17 protein-coding genes are annotated in these 17,480 nt (G+C 72.9%); 11 read left to right on the top strand and 6 right to left on the bottom strand.

Annotation, left to right across the window (positions count from 1 at the left end; translation table 11 throughout):
- Window positions 1–3 precede the first annotated feature (3 nt).
- Both ACK8OX_RS01975 and ACK8OX_RS01980 read right to left on the bottom strand, forming a co-directional pair.
- Window positions 4–978, bottom strand: coding sequence for an alpha-ketoacid dehydrogenase subunit beta (locus ACK8OX_RS01975; RefSeq protein ID WP_430662238.1), 975 nt, complete (start codon window positions 976–978; stop codon window positions 4–6).
- 1 nt (window position 979) lies between these two features.
- Complete coding sequence (locus tag ACK8OX_RS01980) at window positions 980–1,969, bottom strand: thiamine pyrophosphate-dependent dehydrogenase E1 component subunit alpha (RefSeq protein WP_430662239.1); 990 nt, start codon at window positions 1,967–1,969, stop codon at window positions 980–982.
- 89 nt (window positions 1,970–2,058) lie between these two features.
- Between ACK8OX_RS01980 and ACK8OX_RS01985 the strand changes: the two genes are divergently transcribed.
- The 4 genes from ACK8OX_RS01985 to ACK8OX_RS02000 all read left to right on the top strand — a co-directional run bounded on the left by ACK8OX_RS01985 (window position 2,059) and on the right by ACK8OX_RS02000 (window position 7,520).
- Entirely contained in the window at window positions 2,059–2,856 is a 798-nt protein-coding gene (locus tag ACK8OX_RS01985) for a hypothetical protein (protein ID WP_430662240.1), read from the top strand.
- On the top strand, window positions 2,857–4,596 hold the full coding sequence (locus ACK8OX_RS01990) for a thiamine pyrophosphate-binding protein (RefSeq protein WP_430662241.1): 1,740 nt from the start codon (window positions 2,857–2,859) through the stop codon (window positions 4,594–4,596).
- Window positions 4,596–6,158: an acyl-CoA synthetase gene (locus tag ACK8OX_RS01995; RefSeq protein ID WP_430662242.1), complete on the top strand. Its 1,563-nt coding sequence runs from the start codon at window positions 4,596–4,598 to the stop codon at window positions 6,156–6,158. The genes ACK8OX_RS01990 and ACK8OX_RS01995 overlap by 1 nt, the downstream gene beginning before the upstream one ends.
- A 129-nt stretch (window positions 6,159–6,287) precedes the next feature.
- Complete coding sequence (locus tag ACK8OX_RS02000) at window positions 6,288–7,520, top strand: amidohydrolase family protein (RefSeq protein ID WP_430662243.1); 1,233 nt, start codon at window positions 6,288–6,290, stop codon at window positions 7,518–7,520.
- Between the two features lie 32 nt (window positions 7,521–7,552).
- On the opposite strand, the gene ACK8OX_RS02005 is transcribed toward ACK8OX_RS02000, so the two are convergent.
- From ACK8OX_RS02005 to ACK8OX_RS02020, 4 genes are read right to left on the bottom strand one after another with little or no spacing between them, the layout of a single operon-like run.
- On the bottom strand, window positions 7,553–8,506 hold the full coding sequence (locus tag ACK8OX_RS02005; RefSeq protein ID WP_430662244.1) for a branched-chain amino acid ABC transporter permease: 954 nt from the start codon (window positions 8,504–8,506) through the stop codon (window positions 7,553–7,555).
- Window positions 8,506–9,426, bottom strand: coding sequence for a branched-chain amino acid ABC transporter permease (locus ACK8OX_RS02010; protein WP_430662245.1), 921 nt, complete (start codon window positions 9,424–9,426; stop codon window positions 8,506–8,508). Before ACK8OX_RS02010 ends, ACK8OX_RS02005 begins: the two co-directional genes overlap by 1 nt.
- A gap of 1 nt (window position 9,427) precedes the next feature.
- On the bottom strand, window positions 9,428–10,153 hold the full coding sequence (locus tag ACK8OX_RS02015) for an ABC transporter ATP-binding protein (RefSeq protein ID WP_430662246.1): 726 nt from the start codon (window positions 10,151–10,153) through the stop codon (window positions 9,428–9,430).
- Window positions 10,150–10,944, bottom strand: a complete 795-nt coding sequence (locus tag ACK8OX_RS02020) for an ABC transporter ATP-binding protein (RefSeq protein ID WP_430662247.1) — start codon at window positions 10,942–10,944, stop codon at window positions 10,150–10,152. Before ACK8OX_RS02020 ends, ACK8OX_RS02015 begins: the two co-directional genes overlap by 4 nt.
- Window positions 10,945–11,056: 112 nt before the next feature.
- Between ACK8OX_RS02020 and ACK8OX_RS02025 the strand changes: the two genes are divergently transcribed.
- From ACK8OX_RS02025 to ACK8OX_RS02055, 7 genes are all read left to right on the top strand, one after another.
- Entirely contained in the window at window positions 11,057–11,389 is a 333-nt protein-coding gene (locus ACK8OX_RS02025) for a TIGR04076 family protein (protein WP_430662248.1), read from the top strand.
- Window positions 11,386–12,423 (top strand): aldo/keto reductase, encoded by a 1,038-nt coding sequence (locus ACK8OX_RS02030; RefSeq protein ID WP_430662249.1) that lies wholly within the window; start codon window positions 11,386–11,388, stop codon window positions 12,421–12,423. Before ACK8OX_RS02025 ends, ACK8OX_RS02030 begins: the two co-directional genes overlap by 4 nt.
- The gene (locus ACK8OX_RS02035; protein WP_430662250.1) at window positions 12,416–12,817 is read left to right on the top strand and encodes a hypothetical protein; all 402 of its coding nucleotides are present in this window, start codon (window positions 12,416–12,418) and stop codon (window positions 12,815–12,817) included. Before ACK8OX_RS02030 ends, ACK8OX_RS02035 begins: the two co-directional genes overlap by 8 nt.
- Window positions 12,818–12,891: 74 nt before the next feature.
- On the top strand, window positions 12,892–14,181 hold the full coding sequence (locus ACK8OX_RS02040) for an ABC transporter substrate-binding protein (protein WP_430662251.1): 1,290 nt from the start codon (window positions 12,892–12,894) through the stop codon (window positions 14,179–14,181).
- On the top strand, window positions 14,181–15,635 hold the full coding sequence (locus ACK8OX_RS02045) for an aldo/keto reductase (protein ID WP_430662252.1): 1,455 nt from the start codon (window positions 14,181–14,183) through the stop codon (window positions 15,633–15,635). Before ACK8OX_RS02040 ends, ACK8OX_RS02045 begins: the two co-directional genes overlap by 1 nt.
- Entirely contained in the window at window positions 15,632–16,522 is an 891-nt protein-coding gene (locus ACK8OX_RS02050) for a polysaccharide deacetylase family protein (RefSeq protein WP_430662253.1), read from the top strand. Before ACK8OX_RS02045 ends, ACK8OX_RS02050 begins: the two co-directional genes overlap by 4 nt.
- Window positions 16,519–17,445 carry a polysaccharide deacetylase family protein gene (locus ACK8OX_RS02055; protein ID WP_430662254.1) on the top strand — a complete coding sequence of 309 codons (927 nt, stop codon included), beginning with the start codon at window positions 16,519–16,521 and terminating at the stop codon, window positions 17,443–17,445. Before ACK8OX_RS02050 ends, ACK8OX_RS02055 begins: the two co-directional genes overlap by 4 nt.
- Window positions 17,446–17,480: the final 35 nt, after the last annotated feature.

Below are 17,480 nucleotides of genomic sequence, written 5' to 3' on the forward strand. Positions count from 1 at the left end.
GCGCTACCGCCTGGCCAGCGCCTCGGCCGCCGCGACCACCTTCGCCGCGTCCGGCTTCAGCGCATCCTCGAGCGGCGGGGCGAAGGGCACCGGCACACGCGGCTGGCCGAGCCGCGCCGCCGCACGCACCGCGCCGGGGCCGAGCCGTTCCACCACGCGCGCCAGCACCTCCGCCCCGAAGCCGCCGGTCGTCACCGCCTCATGCACGACCAGCAGCCGCCCCGTGCGGGCGACGCTGGCGCAGACCGCGGCCTCGTCCCAGGGCCAGAGCGTGCGGAGGTCCAGCACATCGGCGCGGATGCCGCGGGCGGCCAGCGTGCCCGCCGCCTCCATCACGGCGGGCGTGATCGCCGACCAGGTGACGACCGTCAGGTCGTCGCCCTCGTGCAGGCGGCGCGCCTGGCCGAAGGGGATCGGCGCGATCTCGTCCGCGACCTCCCCGGTCAGCGGGAACAGGTTCTTCGGGTCGAAGAACAGCACCGGGTCGTCGCTGCGGATGGCGGAAACCAGCAGGCCCGCCGCATCCGCCGGCGTGGACGGCACCGCGACGACGACGCCGGGCAGGTGGGTGAACCAGCTCTCCAGCGTCTGCGAATGCTGGGCGGCGGAGTTGCGCCACATGCCGTGCGGCATGCGCACCACCACGGCGGGCCGCGCCTGGCCGCCGAACATGTAGCGGATCTTGGCGACCTGGTTCACCAGCTCGTCCATCGCGCACATCACGAAGTCGAAGATCCGCATCTCGATGATCGGGCGCGTGCCGACCAGCGCGGCGCCGAGGCCCGCGCCCATGATCGTGCTTTCCGAGATCGGGGTGGATACCACGCGCCCCGCGCCGAACTCGTCGAGGAAGCCGCGGTACTGGCCGAACAGCCCGCCGCGGGCGACATCCTCCCCCAGCACCCAGACGCGCGGGTCGCGCCGCATCTCCTGCAGTGCGGCGAGGCGGCAGGCTTCGAGGAGCGAGACCTGCGCCATCTCAGCGGACCCCCTGGACGGCGCCGGCGTCCTGCACGTCCTCCCATGCCACTGCGGGGTCGGGCCAGGGCGCGGCGAGCGCCGCGGCGCGCGCCTGCGACATCTCGGCCCGGGCATCGCCCTCGACCGTGTCGAGCGTCCTCGCCGCCACGCCTTCACCGAGCAGCCGGGCGCGCAGACGGCCGATGGGCTCGGCGCCGCGGGCGGCCTCCACCTCGGCGGGGTCGCGCCATGCGGCGGGGTCGGTGCTGGTATGGCCGGTGATGCGGTAGGTGGTGGCGTGCAGCAGCCGCGGCCCGGCGCCGGCGCGCAGCTCCGCCACCAGCTGCGACGCCGCCTCGTCCACCGCGACTGCGTCGTTGCCGTCCACCGACAGGCAGGGCACGCCGAGCGCCTCGGCCCGCGCTGCGATGCCGGGGCCGGCGGTGACGGATGCCGCCTCCGTGAAGGCGGCGACGCCGTTGTCCTCGCAGACGAACAGCACCGGCAGGCGGTACAGCGCCGCCCAGTTGAGCCCTTCCAGGAAGGGCCCGCGGTTGATCGCGCCATCGCCGAAGAAGCAGCAGACGATCGCGTCGGAGCCCAGGATCCGCAGCCCCTGCGCCGCGCCGACCGCGATCGGGATGCCGCCTGCGACGACGCCGTTGGCGCCGAGCATGCCGACCGAGAAATCCGCGACATGCATCGACCCGCCCTTGCCGCGGCAATGCCCGCCCGCGCGGCCGAACAGCTCCTCCATCATCCCCGCGACCCCCGCGCCCTTGGCGAGCGCATGGCCGTGGCCGCGATGGTTCGAGGTGATGCGGTCGTCGCGGCGCAGGTTGCGGCACACCCCCGCAGCCACGCCTTCCTGCCCGATCGAGACATGCAGCGGGCCCGGAATCTCTCCCGCCCGGTGGGCCGCCAGCGCCGTCTCCTCGAAGGCGCGGATGCGGCACATGGTGCCGTAGAGCGCGAGCAGCCTGGCGCGGTTGTCGCCGCCGGTCGTCATTCGGACGTTCCCCGTTCCCCACCCCCCTTGTCGGGGGGCTTGCGGAGCATGAGCGAGCGGGCGAAGGAATCAAGACCGGGAGGGGACCGATGCCGCTGGTGGTGGACAGCGTGACGCATCTGACGCCTGATGCGCGCGGGAAGGTGGCGCTCTGCGCCAGCCATGGCGGCACCTACGCGGCCTGGCATGCGGCGCGGCACGGCCTGGCCGCGATGATCCTGCACGATGCCGGCATCGGGCGGGAGCGCGCGGGGATCGGCGGGCTGGACTGGCTGGAGGCCCGCGGCATCCCCGGCGCCTGCGTCGGGCATGAGAGCGCGCGCATCGGCGATGCGGCGGACATGCTGCGCCGCGGGGTGCTGACCTTCGCCAACGCCGCTGCCGCGCGCTGCGGCGTGGAGCCCGGCATGACGGCGGCGCGGGCGCTCGGGCTGCTCGAGGCCGCCGCGCGGCCGGCCGCCGATGTCGCCGACGGGATGCACGAGGCAGGGCGCGAGGTCGCCGGCCGCGGGGGCGTGCGGGTCTTCGCGCTGGATTCCAACGGGATGGTCGGGCCGGAACATGCCGGGCAGGTCGTCGTCACCGGGTCGCATGGCGGGCTGCTGGGCGGCCGGCCGGGAACGGCGGTGAAGGCGCAGGTGGCGGCCGCGCTCTACAACGACGCAGGGGTGGGCATCGACCGCGCCGGCCTGTCCCGCCTGCCGGCGCTGGATGCGCGCGGTATCCCGGCGGGCTGCGTCTCCTGCTTCTCGGCGCGCATCGGGGACGGCCTCTCCACCTGGGAGGACGGGTTCCTGTCCGCCGTGAACGCCACCGCCGCGGTGCGCGGCGGACGGATCGGCCAATCGGCGCGCGACTTCGTCGCGGCCATGCTGGAGCACGCCTGAATGAGCGCGAACGCCACCCGCCGCATGAGCGGCGGCCAGGCCATGGCCGAGATGCTGAAGCTGCACGAGGCCGGGCCGATCTTCGGCATGGGCGGCTTCCAGCTGCTGCCCTTCTACGAGGCGTGCCGGGCGCTCGGCCTGCGGCACCACCTGATCAACGACGAACGCTGCGGCGCATTCGCGGCGGACGGTTATGCGCGCGTGACGAACCGGCCGGGGCTGGCGGACGGCACGCTCGGCCCCGGGGCCACCAACCTCGCCACCGGGCTGGCGGAGGCCTTCAACGCAGGCATGCCGATGGTCGCCGTCATCGGCGACGCCAACCGGCAGCACGCCTGGAAGAACATGACGCAGGAGGCACGGCAGTTCGACGTGCTGCGCCCGCTGGTGAAGGAGGCGATCCGCGTCGAGGTCACCGGCCGCATCCCCGAACACCTGCGCCGCGCCTTCGCGGTTGCCACCTCCGGCCGGCCGGGGCCCGTGCTGATCGCGGTGCCGGAGGATGTCGCGCATGGCGAGCATGACTTCGACGCCGCCGATTTCTGGGTGGACCCCGGCACGCTGCGCGCCCAGGCCCGGCGCTTCCGTCCCGACGCGCAGGACCTGGCGAAGGCGGCCGCGCTGCTGGCGCGAGCGGAACGCCCGCTGATCCTGGCCGGCGGCGGCGTCCATATCAGCGAGGCGCAGGACGCGCTGACCCGCTTCGCCGAGGCGCAGGGCATCCCGGTGGCGCACACCATGTCCGGCAAGGGTGCCATCGCCTGCACCCATGCCCTGTCGGCCGGCGTCTTCGGCCGCTATTCGCGCATCGCCAACGACCTGGTGGCGATGAGCGACTGCCTGCTGGTGGTGGGCTGCAAGCTCGGCGAGATCGCGACGAGGCGCTTCACCCTGATGCCGCAGGGCGTGCCGCTGATCCATGTGGACATCTGGCCCGAGGAGATCGGCCGCACCACCCGGCAGGACGTGGCGCTGGCGGGCGATGCCCGCTGCACGATCGAGGACCTCGCCGCCGCGCTGGAGGACCGGGGCGCGCGCGCCGCGTCCCGCGCGGGCTGGTGCGCCGAAGTGCCGAAGCGCATGGCGGCCTGGCGGGACGGCGCGCGCGAAAGGCTGGAGAGCGTCGAGAGCCCGATCAATGTCGGCCGCCTGATGGGGGAGCTGAACAAGGTCCTGCCCGCCGATGCCGTGCTGGTCGCCGATGGCGGCTTCGCCGCGCATTGGGGCGCGCTGTTCTACGACACCAAGCGGCCGGGCCGCGGCTTCGTGGCCGATCGCGGCTTCGCCTCCATCGGCTATGGCGTGCCGGGCGGCATCGGCGCGCAGCTCGGCGTCGGGCCAGGGCGGCGGGTGGTGTCGCTGACCGGCGATGGCGGCTTCAACATGTCGATGGGCGACCTGGAGACGGCGCGGCGCGTCGGTGCGCCGATCGTCGCCTGCATCTTCAACAACGCCGCCAGCGGCTACGTGAAGGCGTTGCAGCACGCGGTCTTCGGGCCGGGCAACTACCAGTCCTCGGACCTGGTGGAGATGGATTACGCCGCCATCGCCAACGCCATGGGCTGCCAGGGCATCCGCGTGACCGACCCGGAGCGGCTGGCCGGCGCGCTGCGCGCAGGGCTGGAGAACACCGACACGCCGACGGTGCTCGACATCGTCGTGACGCGCGACCCCGCGCGGATGCTGCCCGCGGCCGACAACCGGACGCTGAAGGTGCAGAAGGGGGACAGGCCCGTCTGATGTCCGCCACCGCCTCCAACCTCGGCCGCCTGCTGACCCACACGGCGCGGCGCATCCCGGACGCGCCGGCGCTGGTCTGGCGGGAGCGGACGTGGAGCTTCGCGGAGCTGGACGGCCGCGTGGACCGGCTGGCCGCCGCGCTGCGCGGCCTCGGCATCCGCAAGGGGGATCGCGTGCTGGTGCATTCCCGCAACTCCAACCGCATGTTCGAGAGCATGTGGGCCTGCTTCAAGGCGGGGGCGGTCTGGGTGCCGACGAATTTCCGCCTGACGCCGCCCGAGGTCGCCCATCTCGGCGCCTCCTCGCGGGCTGTCGCGATGCTGCGCGACGAGGGCTTCGGCGCCCATGCGGAAGCAGTCCGCGCCGCAAGCCCGCATCTGCGCCATGTCGTCGCGATGGGAGACGACGCCGCGTCGGGCGAGCTGCGCTACGAGGCGCTGCTGGCGGCCAACGCGCCGACCCTGCCCGACCAGGAGGAGGATGTCGGCCCGGGCGATCCCTGCTGGTTCTTCTACACCTCCGGCACCACCGGCCGGCCGAAGGCGGCGGTGCTGACGCATGGGCAGATGGCCTTCGTCGTCACCAACCACCTGGCGGACCTGATGCCGGGCACGACGGAGCGCGACGCCTCCCTCGTCGTCGCGCCGCTGTCGCACGGCGCGGGCATCCACCAGCTGGCGCAGGTGGCGCGGGGCGCGGCGACGGTGCTGACGGCAGGCGAGAGGCTGGACCCCGCCGAGGCCTGGGCGCTGGTGGAGAAGCACCGCGTCACCAACATGTTCACCGTGCCCACCATCCTGACCGCGCTGGTGCGCCACCCGGCGGTGGACCGGCACGACCATTCCAGCCTGCGCCACGTCGTCTACGCCGGCGCGCCGATGTACGCGGCGGACCAGGCGGAGGCGCTGGCGAAGCTCGGCCCCTGCCTGGTGCAGTATTTCGGGCTGGGCGAGGTGACCGGCAACATCACCGTGCTGCGCCCCGACATGCACCTGCCCGAGAATGCCGGCAGCTGCGGCGTGGCGCGCACGGGGATGGAGATCGCGATCCTGGACGCGCAGGGCACCCGCCTGCCGCCCGATGCGGTGGGCGAGATCTGCGTGCGGGGCCCCGCCGTCTTCGCCGGCTACTTCGAGAACGAGGAGGCGAACCGCGCGGCCTTCGCGCATGGCTGGTTCCACACCGGCGACCTCGGGCGGCTCGACGCGCGGGGATTCCTGTGGATCACCGGCCGGGCGTCCGACATGTACATCTCGGGCGGGTCCAACGTATACCCGCGCGAGGCGGAGGAGGCGATCCTGACGCATCCGGCGGTCGCCGAATGCGCCGTGGTCGGCCTGCCGCATCCGAGATGGGGCGAGGCCGGGGTGGCCTGCGTGGTGCCGCGCGAAGGGGCTACGGTGACGGAGGATGCGGTGCTGGCGCATCTGCGCGACCGCATCGCCCGCTACAAGCAGCCGCTGCGCGTGGTGGTCTGGGACGCGCTGCCGAAATCCGGCTACGGCAAGGTGCCGAAGGCGCTGGTGAAGGCACGGCTGGCGGAGCAGGGGGTCTCGTTCTAGCGCGTGATCGCCGCAGGCTGGAACGGCCGGAGGCGTGAATCACGCGGCAATACAACAGCCTAGACCATGAGCGGCGCTTCAATCAGCGCGGATCATGGTCTAGGGTCCGGCGCGAAGGAGAATGCCGCGATGACCATGACCCTGTTCGAGAATGCCCGCATCCTGGACGGCACCGCCGATGGCGCGGTGGACGGCCATGTCCTGGTCGAGGGCGGGACGATCAGGGAGGTTTCGGACAAGCGCATCACGGCCGAGGCGGCGCGCCGCGTGGACCTGAAGGGCCGCACGCTGATGCCGGGCCTGATCGACGCGCATGTGCATGTCATCGCGTCCGAGGTGAATCTCTCGCGCCATGCGCTGCTGCCGGATGCGCTGGTGGCGTTCCGGGCGGCGAAGATCATGCACGGGATGCTGATGCGCGGCTTCACCACCATCCGCGACCTCGGCGGCGCCACCCAGGGCCTGCGCGCGGCGCGGGACGAGGGGCATTTCGAGGCGCCGCGCATGGTGCTCTGCGGCAAGGCCATCTCCGCCACCGGCGGCCACAGCGACGGCCGCGGCCGCTACGACAGCCGCGAGATGTCGTATCTCGAAGCGCGGCTCGGCTGCCTCGGCCGCATCGCGGACGGGGTGGACGCGGTGCGCCGCGCCTGCCGCGAGGAGATCAAGGCCGGCGCCGACTACATCAAGATCATGGCCAATGGCGGCGTCGCCTCCCCCACCGATCCCATCGCCTTCCTCGGCTATTCGAAGGACGAGATCCGGGCCGCGGTGGAGGAGGCGGAGATGGCGCAGACCTATGTCGCCGCCCATCTCTACACCGACCAGGCGATCGCCCGCGCGGTGGAATGCGGGGTGCGCAGCCTGGAGCACTGCAACCTCATCGAGGAATCCACCGCCCGCGCCGCCGCCGCCGCCGGCGCCATCGCCTGCCCGACGCTGGTGACCTACGAGGCGCTGCGGAACGAGGGCGCGTCCCTCGGCCTCGGGCCCGAGAGCGTGGACAAGATCGACACCGTGCGGCTCGCCGGGCTGTCGAGCCTGGAGAAGATGCGCAATGCCGGGCTGACCATGGCCTTCGGCACCGACCTGCTCGGCGACATGCACCGCCACCAGTCCGAGGAATTCGTCATCCGCGGCCGCGTGCTGCCGGCCATCGAGGTCATCCGAAGCACGACGATGCATGCGGCGAAGCTGCTGCGGATGGAGGGGAAGATCGGCGTGGTGGCGCCCGGCGCCTTCGCGGACCTGGTCGTGGTGGAGGGGGACCCGCTGCGGGACCTGTCGCTGCTGACGAACCAGGGCGCGCATCTGCCCGCCATCATGCAGGCGGGCCGCTTCGTGAAGAACGCGCTGAACTGAAGCCCGGCGGGGCAGGGGGGTAGGGGTGCGGCCTACTCCCCCGCGTGCCGCGACACCCGCGCGCGTTCGCCGAGGAGCCCGCGCGGCCGCAGCACCAGGATGGCCGCGATCATCACGCCGATCAGCACCACCTGCAGCGCCGCGCCGCGCGCCTGTTCGGCCGCGGGCAGCACCTCCCGGATCAGGCCGCCGCTCACGCTCCAGATCGCCCAGACCAGCACGGCGCCAAGGACGGCGCCTGCATTGTTGCCGGACCCGCCGACGATGAGCATCGCCCAGACCTGGAAGGTGAGGATCGGCAGGAAGTCCTCCGGCGCGATGTAGCCGACGAAATGCGCGTAGAGCGCACCGCCGAGGCCCATCAGCATGCAGCCGAGCACGAAGCTCTGCAGCCGGAACGCGGCCGCCCGCTTCCCCAGGCTCGCGGCCGCCGCCTCATCCTCCCGGATGGCGCGGAGCACGCGGCCCCAGGGGCTGGCCACCAGTCTTTCCAGCCCGATCCAGGCCGCGGCCAGCACCGCGGCGACCAGCGCCAGGTAGGCGAGGTTCCAGGCCAGCCCGGTGCCGAGTGCCTCCGCGAAGGGCTTCGGGATGGACTGGATGCCGAAGGGCCCGCCCGTCAGCCCCTGCGCGTTCAGCGCGACGAGCTGGATCACCACCGCGATGCCGAAGGTGGTGATGGCCAGGTAGTCCTCACGCAGGCGTAGCGCGGCCACGCCCACCACGAAGGCCGCGGCGCCCGATGCCGCCATCGCGCCGACCCAGCCGGCCAGGATCGGCAACCCGAACCCGCCGAGCCGCCCCGGCTCCGGCGGGCCGGTCAGCAGGGCGGAGGCGTAGGCGCCGATCGCGACGAACCCTGCGACGCCCACGTTGAACAGGCCGGTGAACCCCCATTGCAAGTTCAGCCCGAGCGCCATCACCGCGAAGACGCCGGCGAAGACGAGGAAGAAGGCGAGGTAGTTCAGCGCCGGCAGCGTCTCCATCACGGCTTCTCCCCGAACAGCCCGGTCGGGCGCAGCAGCAGGATGGCGATCAGCACGAGGAAGGCGGTGGCGGCGCGGTACTCGGCGCCGAACAGCGGGACCGAGAAGCTTTCCGCGAGCCCGACGATGAAGCCGCCCAGCACCGCCCCCCAGACGCTGCCGATGCCCCCCAGGATGGCCGCGGCGAACAGCGGCAGCAGCAGGTCGAAGCCCAGCATCGGGCGCACCTGCCCGACGATGCCCGCCATCACCCCCGCCACCGCGGCGAGCGCGGCGCCGATCACCCAGGTGGCGCGGATCACGCCTTCCACATCCACGCCCGCGACGCGGGCGAGCGCGGGGTTCATCGCCGTGGCGCGCATCGCGCGGCCAAGGGTGGTCCGCGTCAGCAGCAGGTGCAGGCCCAGCACCACCGCGCCCGCCATGCCGATGACCAGCATCTGGTCGGGCGTGATCCGCAGCCCGCCCAGCACGTCCCGCGGGACCAGCCGCACCGCGATCTGGATCTCCCGCGTGTAGTATTCGGGCAGCGTGCCGTAGAGGAACTGCACCAGGTTGCGCAGCGCCAGCGCCGCGCCGAAGCTTGCGATCACCAGGGTGATGGCGTTGCCCCGCCGCAGGCGTCGGAACAGTGCCCAGTCCACCAGCAGCGCCAGCCCCGCCGTCAGCGCCGCCGCCAGCACCATCGCCGCGACCAGCTGCCAGCCGAAGGAGAAGGGGCCGAGCGGCTCCATCACGCCGCCGCCCGTCACCGCCAGCACGAAGGCCAGCGCCGTGACCGCCAGGTAGGCGCCCCAGGTCATGAACTCGCCCTGGCCAAAATTGGCGAAGCGCAGGATCGAGTAGGTCAGCGTCAGCCCGACCGCGCCGAGCGCGATGACGGAGCCGACGATCAGCCCGTCGGCGAGGAGTTGCAGCATCTCAATGCGCCTCCGCCGCCGCGCCGAGATAGAGGCCCGCCATCCGCGGGTCGCCGGCCAGTTCGGCGGCGGGGCCTTCCAGCCTCTCCCGCCCCTCCACCAGCACCACCGCGCGGTCGGCCAGCGCCAGGGCGGCCTTCACGTTCTGCTCGACCAGCAGGATGGTGACGCCGGTGTCGCGCACCGCCCGCAGGCGGTCGAACACCACGCCCACCAGCTTCGGCGACAGCCCGGCCGAGGGCTCGTCCAGCATCAGCACGGCGGGCGAGGCGACCAGCGCGCGGGCGACGGCCAGCATCTGCCGCTGCCCGCCGGAAAGCCGCCCCGCCGCCAGCCCGCGCTGCCGGTCGAGGTCGGGGAACAGGGCGAACATCCCCGCGATGTCGCGCCGCCGCGACTTCGCGACCAGCGCCGCGGCGAGTTGCAGGTTCTCCAGCACCGAGAGGTTGGTGAAGACGTTCTCGGTCTGCGGCACGAAGCCCAGCCCCTCATGCACCATGCGGTGCGCGGGCATGCCGGTGATGTCGCGCCCGTCCAGCAGGACGCGCCCCGACCAGACCGGCACCAGCCCCGCCGCCGCCTTCACCAGCGTGGACTTCCCCGCGCCGTTGGGGCCGAGCAGCGCCACGATCTCGCCCGGGGCGACGCGCAGCGAGGCGCCGCGCAGGATGGGCAGGCCGGGCTCGTAGCCGCCCTCCACCGCCTCGACCGCAAGCGCCGGCGTCATCCGAGATACGCCTCCACCACGCGCGGGTCGCGCCGCACCTCCTCCGGGCTGCCCTCCAGCAGCAGCCTGCCCTGCGCCAGCACCAGCACGGGGCGGCAGAGCGTCATCACCAGGTCCATGTTGTGCTCGATGACAAGGAAGGTGGTGCCGCGCGCGTTCAGCTCCGCGATCTTCTCCATGATGAGGGCGAGCAGGGGGGGCGAGACGCCGGCGCCGGGCTCGTCCAGCAGGATCAGCCGGGGTTCGGCCACCAGCACGCGGGCGAGTTCCAGCAGCTTGCGCTGCCCGCCCGACAGCACGCCGGCCGGCTGGGCGGACAGCTTCGCGAGCCCGACGAAATCCAGCCAGAGCATCGCCCGGTCGCGGTTGCGCCGTTCCTCGGCCGCCACGGCGGCGGGGCGCAGCCAGTTGGTCCAGAAGCGTTCGCCCGCCTGGCCGGGCGGGGCCAGCATCACGTTCTCCAGCACCGTCATGGCGGGGAAGGGGCGCGGGATCTGGAAGGTGCGCGCCAGGCCGCGGGCGAAGACCTGGTCCGGCCGCAGCCCGTCGATGCGCGCGCCGTCCAGCGTCAGCGTGCCGCCGCCGGGCGCGAGGCTGCCGGCGATGAGGTTGAACAGCGTGGTCTTGCCCGCGCCGTTCGGCCCGATCAGCCCGGTGATGCTGCCGCGCGCCAGGGTGAAGGACACGCCATCCACCACCGGCGGCCCGCCGAAGGCCCTGGTCAGCCGCTCCGCGACGAGGAGGCCCTGCCGCCCCGCGGTTGTCTGTTCCTGTCGCTGCGCGACGGGCATGCGCGGCCTCTCCCGGTCCTGTCGGCATCAAGCGGCGCCGCCGCGCGCGGTCAAGCCCCGGCTTGCGCCCCGGCGCGAGGGGGATGACATAGCACCCTTCGGGAGGCTGGCGATGGACGACGGATTCGACCTCTGGGACCTCCGCGTGGAGGTGGTGGCGCCCGAGGGCGCGAAGCTGTGGTGCGGCGCCGTGCCCGGCGACCATTTCGAGCTGCGCGGCGAGATGCTGCACCTGCCGCCGGGGCAGGGCTTCTCGGTCTACTCGCTGGCCGCGCTGCTGCCGCTGCTGCCCGCGAAGCAGCGGCCGACGCATCCGATGGACTGGATGAGCACGGATGCCGAGGTCGCTTGCCCGGACCCGAACTGCCCCGGCCGCTTCCGCATCACCCGCACGCAACTCCGCCGCTTCAGCCACGCCGCCACCACCGCGGTGCCCGCGCCATGACCGTGGAGGGTTTCGGGCTTGCCCCGGGCTACGCCATCTCCCGCCTGATCCGCGGCGGCTGGCAGTTAGCCGGCGGACATGGGGAGGTGGAGCGCGGCCGCGCCATCGCCGACATGCGCGCCTTCCTCGATGCCGGCGTCACCACCTTCGACTGCGCGGACATCTACACCGGGGTCGAGGAGATGATCGGCGCCTTCCGCGCCACGCTCGGCCCCGCGGACCGCGCGCGGCTGAAGGTGCACACGAAATACGTCCCGGACCTTTCGGCCCTTCCCACCCTGTCCGCCGCCGAGGTGGAGCGCACGATCGACCGTTCGCTCGCGCGGCTGCGGGCGGATGCGCTGGACCTGGTGCAGTTCCACTGGTGGGACTACGCCCTGGGCGATTTCGTCGCGGCGGCCGGGCACCTGGCCAGGCTGCGGGAGAAGGGCAAGATCCGCCAGGTCGGCGGCACCAACTTCGATACGCCTCATGCGGAAGCGATGCTGGCCGCCGGGGTGCCGCTGGTGTCGATGCAGGTGCAGTATTCGCTGCTGGACCGCCGCGCGGCCGGGCCGCTTTCGGCGCTGGCGGCAAGGTCCGGGATGCGGTTCCTCTGCTACGGCACGGTGGCGGGGGGATTCCTGTCCGCGCGCTGGCTCGGCCAGCCGGACCCGGCGCAGCCGCTGGCCAACCGTTCGCTGACCAAGTACCGCCTCATCATCGAGGAATTCGGCGGCTGGGACGCCTTCCAGGCGCTGCTGCGCCTGCTGGACGGCATCGCGCGGCGGCACGGCGTCTCGATCACCGCCGTCGCCACGCGCTGGGTGCTGGACCAGCCGCATGTGGCGGGGGCCATCGTCGGCGCCCGCTACGCCGAGCACCTGGCCGACAACCTGGCGGTGTTCCGGTTTGCGCTGGATGCCGCCGACCGCGCCGCCATCGATGCCGTGCTGGCGGCGCATCCGGGCCCGGGCGGAGATTTCTACGCGCTGGAACGCGACCGAGCCGGCCCGCATGGCCGCATCATGAAGTACGAGCTGAACCGTGACTGAGGCCGAGGCCTGCGCGGCCGAGGTCGTCGCGCTGCACGCGCTGTTCGAATCCTGGCTCGGCGCCGGGCAGGGCGACGCCGCGCGCTTCGAGGCCGCCTTCGACCCCGGCTTCGCGATGGTGATGCCGGACGGCCGGAAGCTGGACCGCGCCGGCGTGCTGGACATGCTGGCGCGCGGCCGCGGCCTGCGCGGCGCGGGCTTCCGCATCGCGGTCGAAGACCTGGCGGTGCTGCACGCCGCCCCGCCCCTGCTGCTGATGCACTATGTCGAGCGGCAATGGCTGACGGGCGGGGTCGAGACCGCACGCCGCGCGGCCGCGCTGTTCCGCCTGGCGCCTGGCGGCCCGCGCTGGGTCTTCGTGCAGGAAACCTGGGTGACCCCGCCGCCGGCCTGAGGCCGGTTTACAAGCCGCGCGGGCGCGGCGACATTGCCGAAAATCCATCACGTCCGGGAGCCGGAGAGACCTCCATGAGCATCGTCCGCCGCGCGGCGCTCGCCGCGACCCTCGCCGCCTCCGCCCTGGCCGCCGCGCCCGCCATGGCGCAGGCGCCGTCCTGCACCCACAATGTCGGCATGGTGGTTTCCCTGACCGGGCCCGCCGGGCGCTTCGGCCAGGCGGCCGCGAAATCCGTTGAGCTCGCCTTCAACGAGCTGAACGCCGCCGCCGGGGCGCAGGGGATCGCCGGCTGCCGGCTCGGCTTCGAACTGCGCGACGCGCAGTCCCAGGGCAGCGTGGCCGTGGACCAGGCGCGGCAGCTGGTGGACCTGCGGCGCACGCCGGCGATCATCGGCGGCATCATCAGCAGCGTGTCCATCCCCATCGTCACCAGCGTGACGGGGCCGGCGGGGGTGGTGCAGATCTCGCCCGCCTCCTCCTCGCCCACGCTGACGCGCATGGCGGCGGAAGGGCAGACGCGCGGGTGGTTCTTCCGCACCATCACCTCGGACGCGCTGCAGGGCACGGCGGCGGCGCGCTACGCCATGGACCAGGGGCTGCGGCGGCTGGCCATCATCCACGTCAACAACGACTTCGGCGTGAACATGGTGAACGAGTTCCGCCGCGCCTACACGGCGCTCGGCGGGCAGATCACCACCGTCACGCCCTACAACCAGGGCCAGGCGAGCTACGCGCCGGAGGTGACGCGCGCCCTGGCGGGCGACCCGCCGGCGCTGTACCTCGTCAGCTATCCGGGTGACGGAACCACCATCGCGCGCACCTGGATCCAGCAGGGCGGGGCGCAGACCTTCCTGCTGAACGACGGCATGAACAGCGCCGACTTCATCCGCGATGTCGGCCCGCGCTTCCTGAACAACGCCTTCGGCACCTCCTCCGGCACCGTCTCCACGCCCTCGACCGAGTTCTTCGCCCGCGCCTATCCCGCCATGTCCGGCGGCTTCGGCGCCGGCGCGCCGGCGGCCGACCGCGCCTTCGACGCGGCGGCGATCCTCGGCCTCGCGGTCGCGCGCGCCGGCCGCTTCGAACCCGCGGCGATCCGCGACGCGATCCGGGACGTGACGGCGCCCGGCGGCACCGAGGTCCATGCGGGACCTGAAGGCTTCGCCCGCGGACTGGAACTGATCCGCGCCGGCCAGCGCATCCGCTACATCGGGGTGATCGGCCCGGTCGAGTTCGACCAGAACGGCGACATCACCGGCCCCTTCCGCAAGTGGCGGATCCAGAACGGGGAGATCACGACCGTCGGCCAGATGACGACGGAGGAAGTGCAGGCCGTGCAGCGCCAGATCGCGCCGCGCTGATGCCGCACCGCCCGCGCCCGCCGCGCATCCTGCTCGCACCGGGGCTGGAGGCCAGCCGCATCGTAACCGGCCTGTGGCAGGTGGCCGACCAGGAACGCGAGGGGCGGGGGCTCGACCACGCCGCCGCTGCCGCCGCGCTGGCCGACTACGCCGAGGCCGGCTTCGACAGCTTCGACATGGCCGACCACTATGGCGGGGCGGAGGACATCGCCGGCCTGTTCCGCCGCAACGGCGGCCAGGCCGGCCTGTTCACGAAATGGGTGCCCACCCCCGGCCCGATGACGCGCGACATCGTGCGCGAAGGCGTGGGCCGCAGCATCGCGCGGCTCGGCGCCGTGCCGGACCTGATGCAGTTCCACTGGTGGAGCTTCCACCACCCCGCCTGGCTCGATGCCCTGCGGGAGATGGCGGCGATGCGCGCGGAGGGCGCGCTGCGGCACATCGGTGTCACCAATTTCGACACCGACCACCTGCGCGTCGCGCTGAAGCAGGGGCTTCCGGTTGTCACCAACCAGCTCTCCTTCTCCCTGCTCGACCGCCGCGCGGCGGGGCGGATGAGCGAACTTTGCCTGGCCCATGGCGTGAGGCTGCTCGCCTACGGGACGCTGGGCGGCGGCTTCCTGTCCGAACGCTGGCTCGGGCGGGACGAACCGGCCGAGGCCGACATCTCCGACTGGTCGAAGATGAAGTACCGCCGCTTCATCGGCGCGATGGGCGGCTGGGCGGCCTTCCAGGGCCTGCTGCGGGAGGTGGCGGGGATCGCGCGCCGGCACGGCGTCTCGGTCGCCAATGTCGCGACGCGCTGGGTGCTGGAACACCCGGCGGTGGGCGCCGTGATCGTCGGCGTGCGGCTGACCGAGGCCGAGCACCGCGCCGACAACCTGCGCCTGTTCGGCTTCGCGCTGGACGCGGAGGACCGCGCGCGGCTGGACCACGCCTTCGCGGGTGCGCAGCCCATCCCCGGCGACTGCGGCGACGAATACCGCAGGCCGCCCTACCTGACCGCCGCGGGCGACCTGAGCCACCATCTCGGCAACCTGCCGAGGACCTATGCCGCGACGGAGTTCCGCCCCGGCCGGCTGCGCGTGGATTCCGGCAGCGTCTGGGAACGCGAATGCGGCTACAGCCGCGCGCTGCGCGTGGGCGACCGCATCCTGGTCAGCGGCACCACCGCCACCCACACCGATGGCAGCGTCGTCTGCCCCGGCGACGCGCATGGCCAGGCGGTCTACATCCTGGACAAGATCGCCGCCGCGATCGAGGCGCTGGGCGGCACTATGGAGGATGTGGTGCAGACCCGCATCTGGCTGCGCGACGCGAATGACTGGGAAGCGGTCGGCCGCGTCCATGGCCGCGTCTTCGCCGAGGCCCGCCCCGCCAACACCCTGGTCGAGGTGGCGCGCCTGGTCGGGCCCTATCTGGTGGAGATCGAGGCGGAGGCCGTGGTCGCGTGATCGACCCCGAGGCCCGCTTCCCCCACGCGCCGCTGCCCTTCCGCCCGAAGCTCACCTGGCCCGGCGGTGCGCGGCTCGCGGTCTGGGTCTGCCCGAACATCGAGCATTACGAGTTCCTGCCCGCCCGCCGCGGCCCGCGCGATCCCTGGCCGCGCACGCCGCATCCCGACATCCTTTCCTATTCCTTGAAGGACTACGGCAACCGCGCCGCGGTGTGGCGGATGATGGAGGTGATGGACGCGCACGGCATCCGCGGCAGCGTCTCCTTCTCCATGGCGGTGGGGGAGATGTTCCCCGAGGTGCTGGACGCCATGCTGGCGCGGGACTGGGACGTGTTCAGCCACGGCATCTACAACACGCGCTACCACTGGGACCTGACGGAGGAGGAGGAGCGCGCCGAGATCGGGGCGAGCGTCGCCGCCTGGAAGCGGATGACGGGTCGGCGGCTGCGCGGCTGGTTCTCGCCCGCCGCCTCCAACACCTTCAACACGCCCGACCTCGTCGCGGAGGCGGGCATCGACTACATCTGCGACTTCTACCACGACGATCAGCCCGTGCCGGTGCGCGTGCGGCGCGGCCGGCTGGTGTCGCTGCCCTACCAGATGGACCTGAACGACGGCGTGATGATCGCCGCCGGGGCGAATGAGGGCGAGGAGTTCCGCCGCACCGCGATCGACATGTTCGACACGCTGTACGCGGAAGGGCAGGCGCAGCCGCGGGTGATGTGCGTGGCGCTGCACCCGTACATCATGGGCCGCCCGCACCGCATCCGCCACCTGGACGAGGTCCTGGCCCATATGCGTCGGCATGAGGGCGTGTGGTTCGCGACGGGGGCGGAGATGTGCGACTGGTACCTCGCCCACCACCACGACGCGGCCCTGCGATGACCGCGCTTCCGCCCGGCCCGGACCACCGGCTCCATCCCTGGGCGCCGCAGCCCGCGCGGCCTGATTTCCGCTGGCCGGGCGGGAAGCGCGTCGCGGCCTACATCCTGCTGCACCTGGAACACACGGAAATCGACCCGCCCGCGGGCACGCATCGCGACCCGCGCTTCCGGGGCGCCTTCTACAGCGGCCATCCGGACTGGACCGCCTATTCCTACCGCGAATACGGCAACCGCATCGGCATCTGGCGCATCCTGGACCTGCTGGACCGGCTGAAGCTGCCAGCGAGCGTCGCGGTGAACCTGATGGCGGCGCAGCGCCACCCCGAGATCGTCGCCGCCTGCCGTGACCGGGGGTTCGAGCCGGTGGCGCATGGCATCTCCGCCAGCCGCATGGTGACGTCCCGCATGGAGGAGGCGGAGCAGCGCGCGCACATCCTGCGGGCGCGCGACGGCCTCGGCGCGATCTGGCCGGGGGCGACCGGCTGGCTCGGCCAGGACCATGGCGCGACGGAGGCGACCACGCGGCTGCTGGCGGAAGCGGGCTTCGCCTGGTCGATGGACTGGGCGAATGACGACGAGCCATATCGCCACGCCTCCGGCCTGCTGGCCCTGCCGCCGCCCGGCGAATGGGACGACGTGCAGACGCTGTGGCTGCGCCGCGTGCCGGTCACGCGCTGGCCGGCCCTGGTGCGGGACGCGCTGGACCGCCTGCTGGCCGAGCCGCGCGGCGGCCGCGTGCTCGGCCTCGGCGTGCATCCCTGGATGCTCGGCGCCCCGCACCGCATCCGCTACCTGGCGGAGAGCCTCGGGGACCTGGCGTCGCGCGCGGGGCTGCATGTCGCGACCTGCGGGGCGCTGGCCGCGCATGCGCGGGCGGCGCTGGGCGGGGGGGCTTCCTCCGCGCCGCCCTTCGCAGGGGCGTGACGAGGCGGCCCCGGCCGCGCTTTCCGCTCGCCTCC

The organism is Falsiroseomonas sp. CW058, from assembly GCF_050563535.1.
Lineage (GTDB): Bacteria > Pseudomonadota > Alphaproteobacteria > Acetobacterales > Acetobacteraceae > Falsiroseomonas.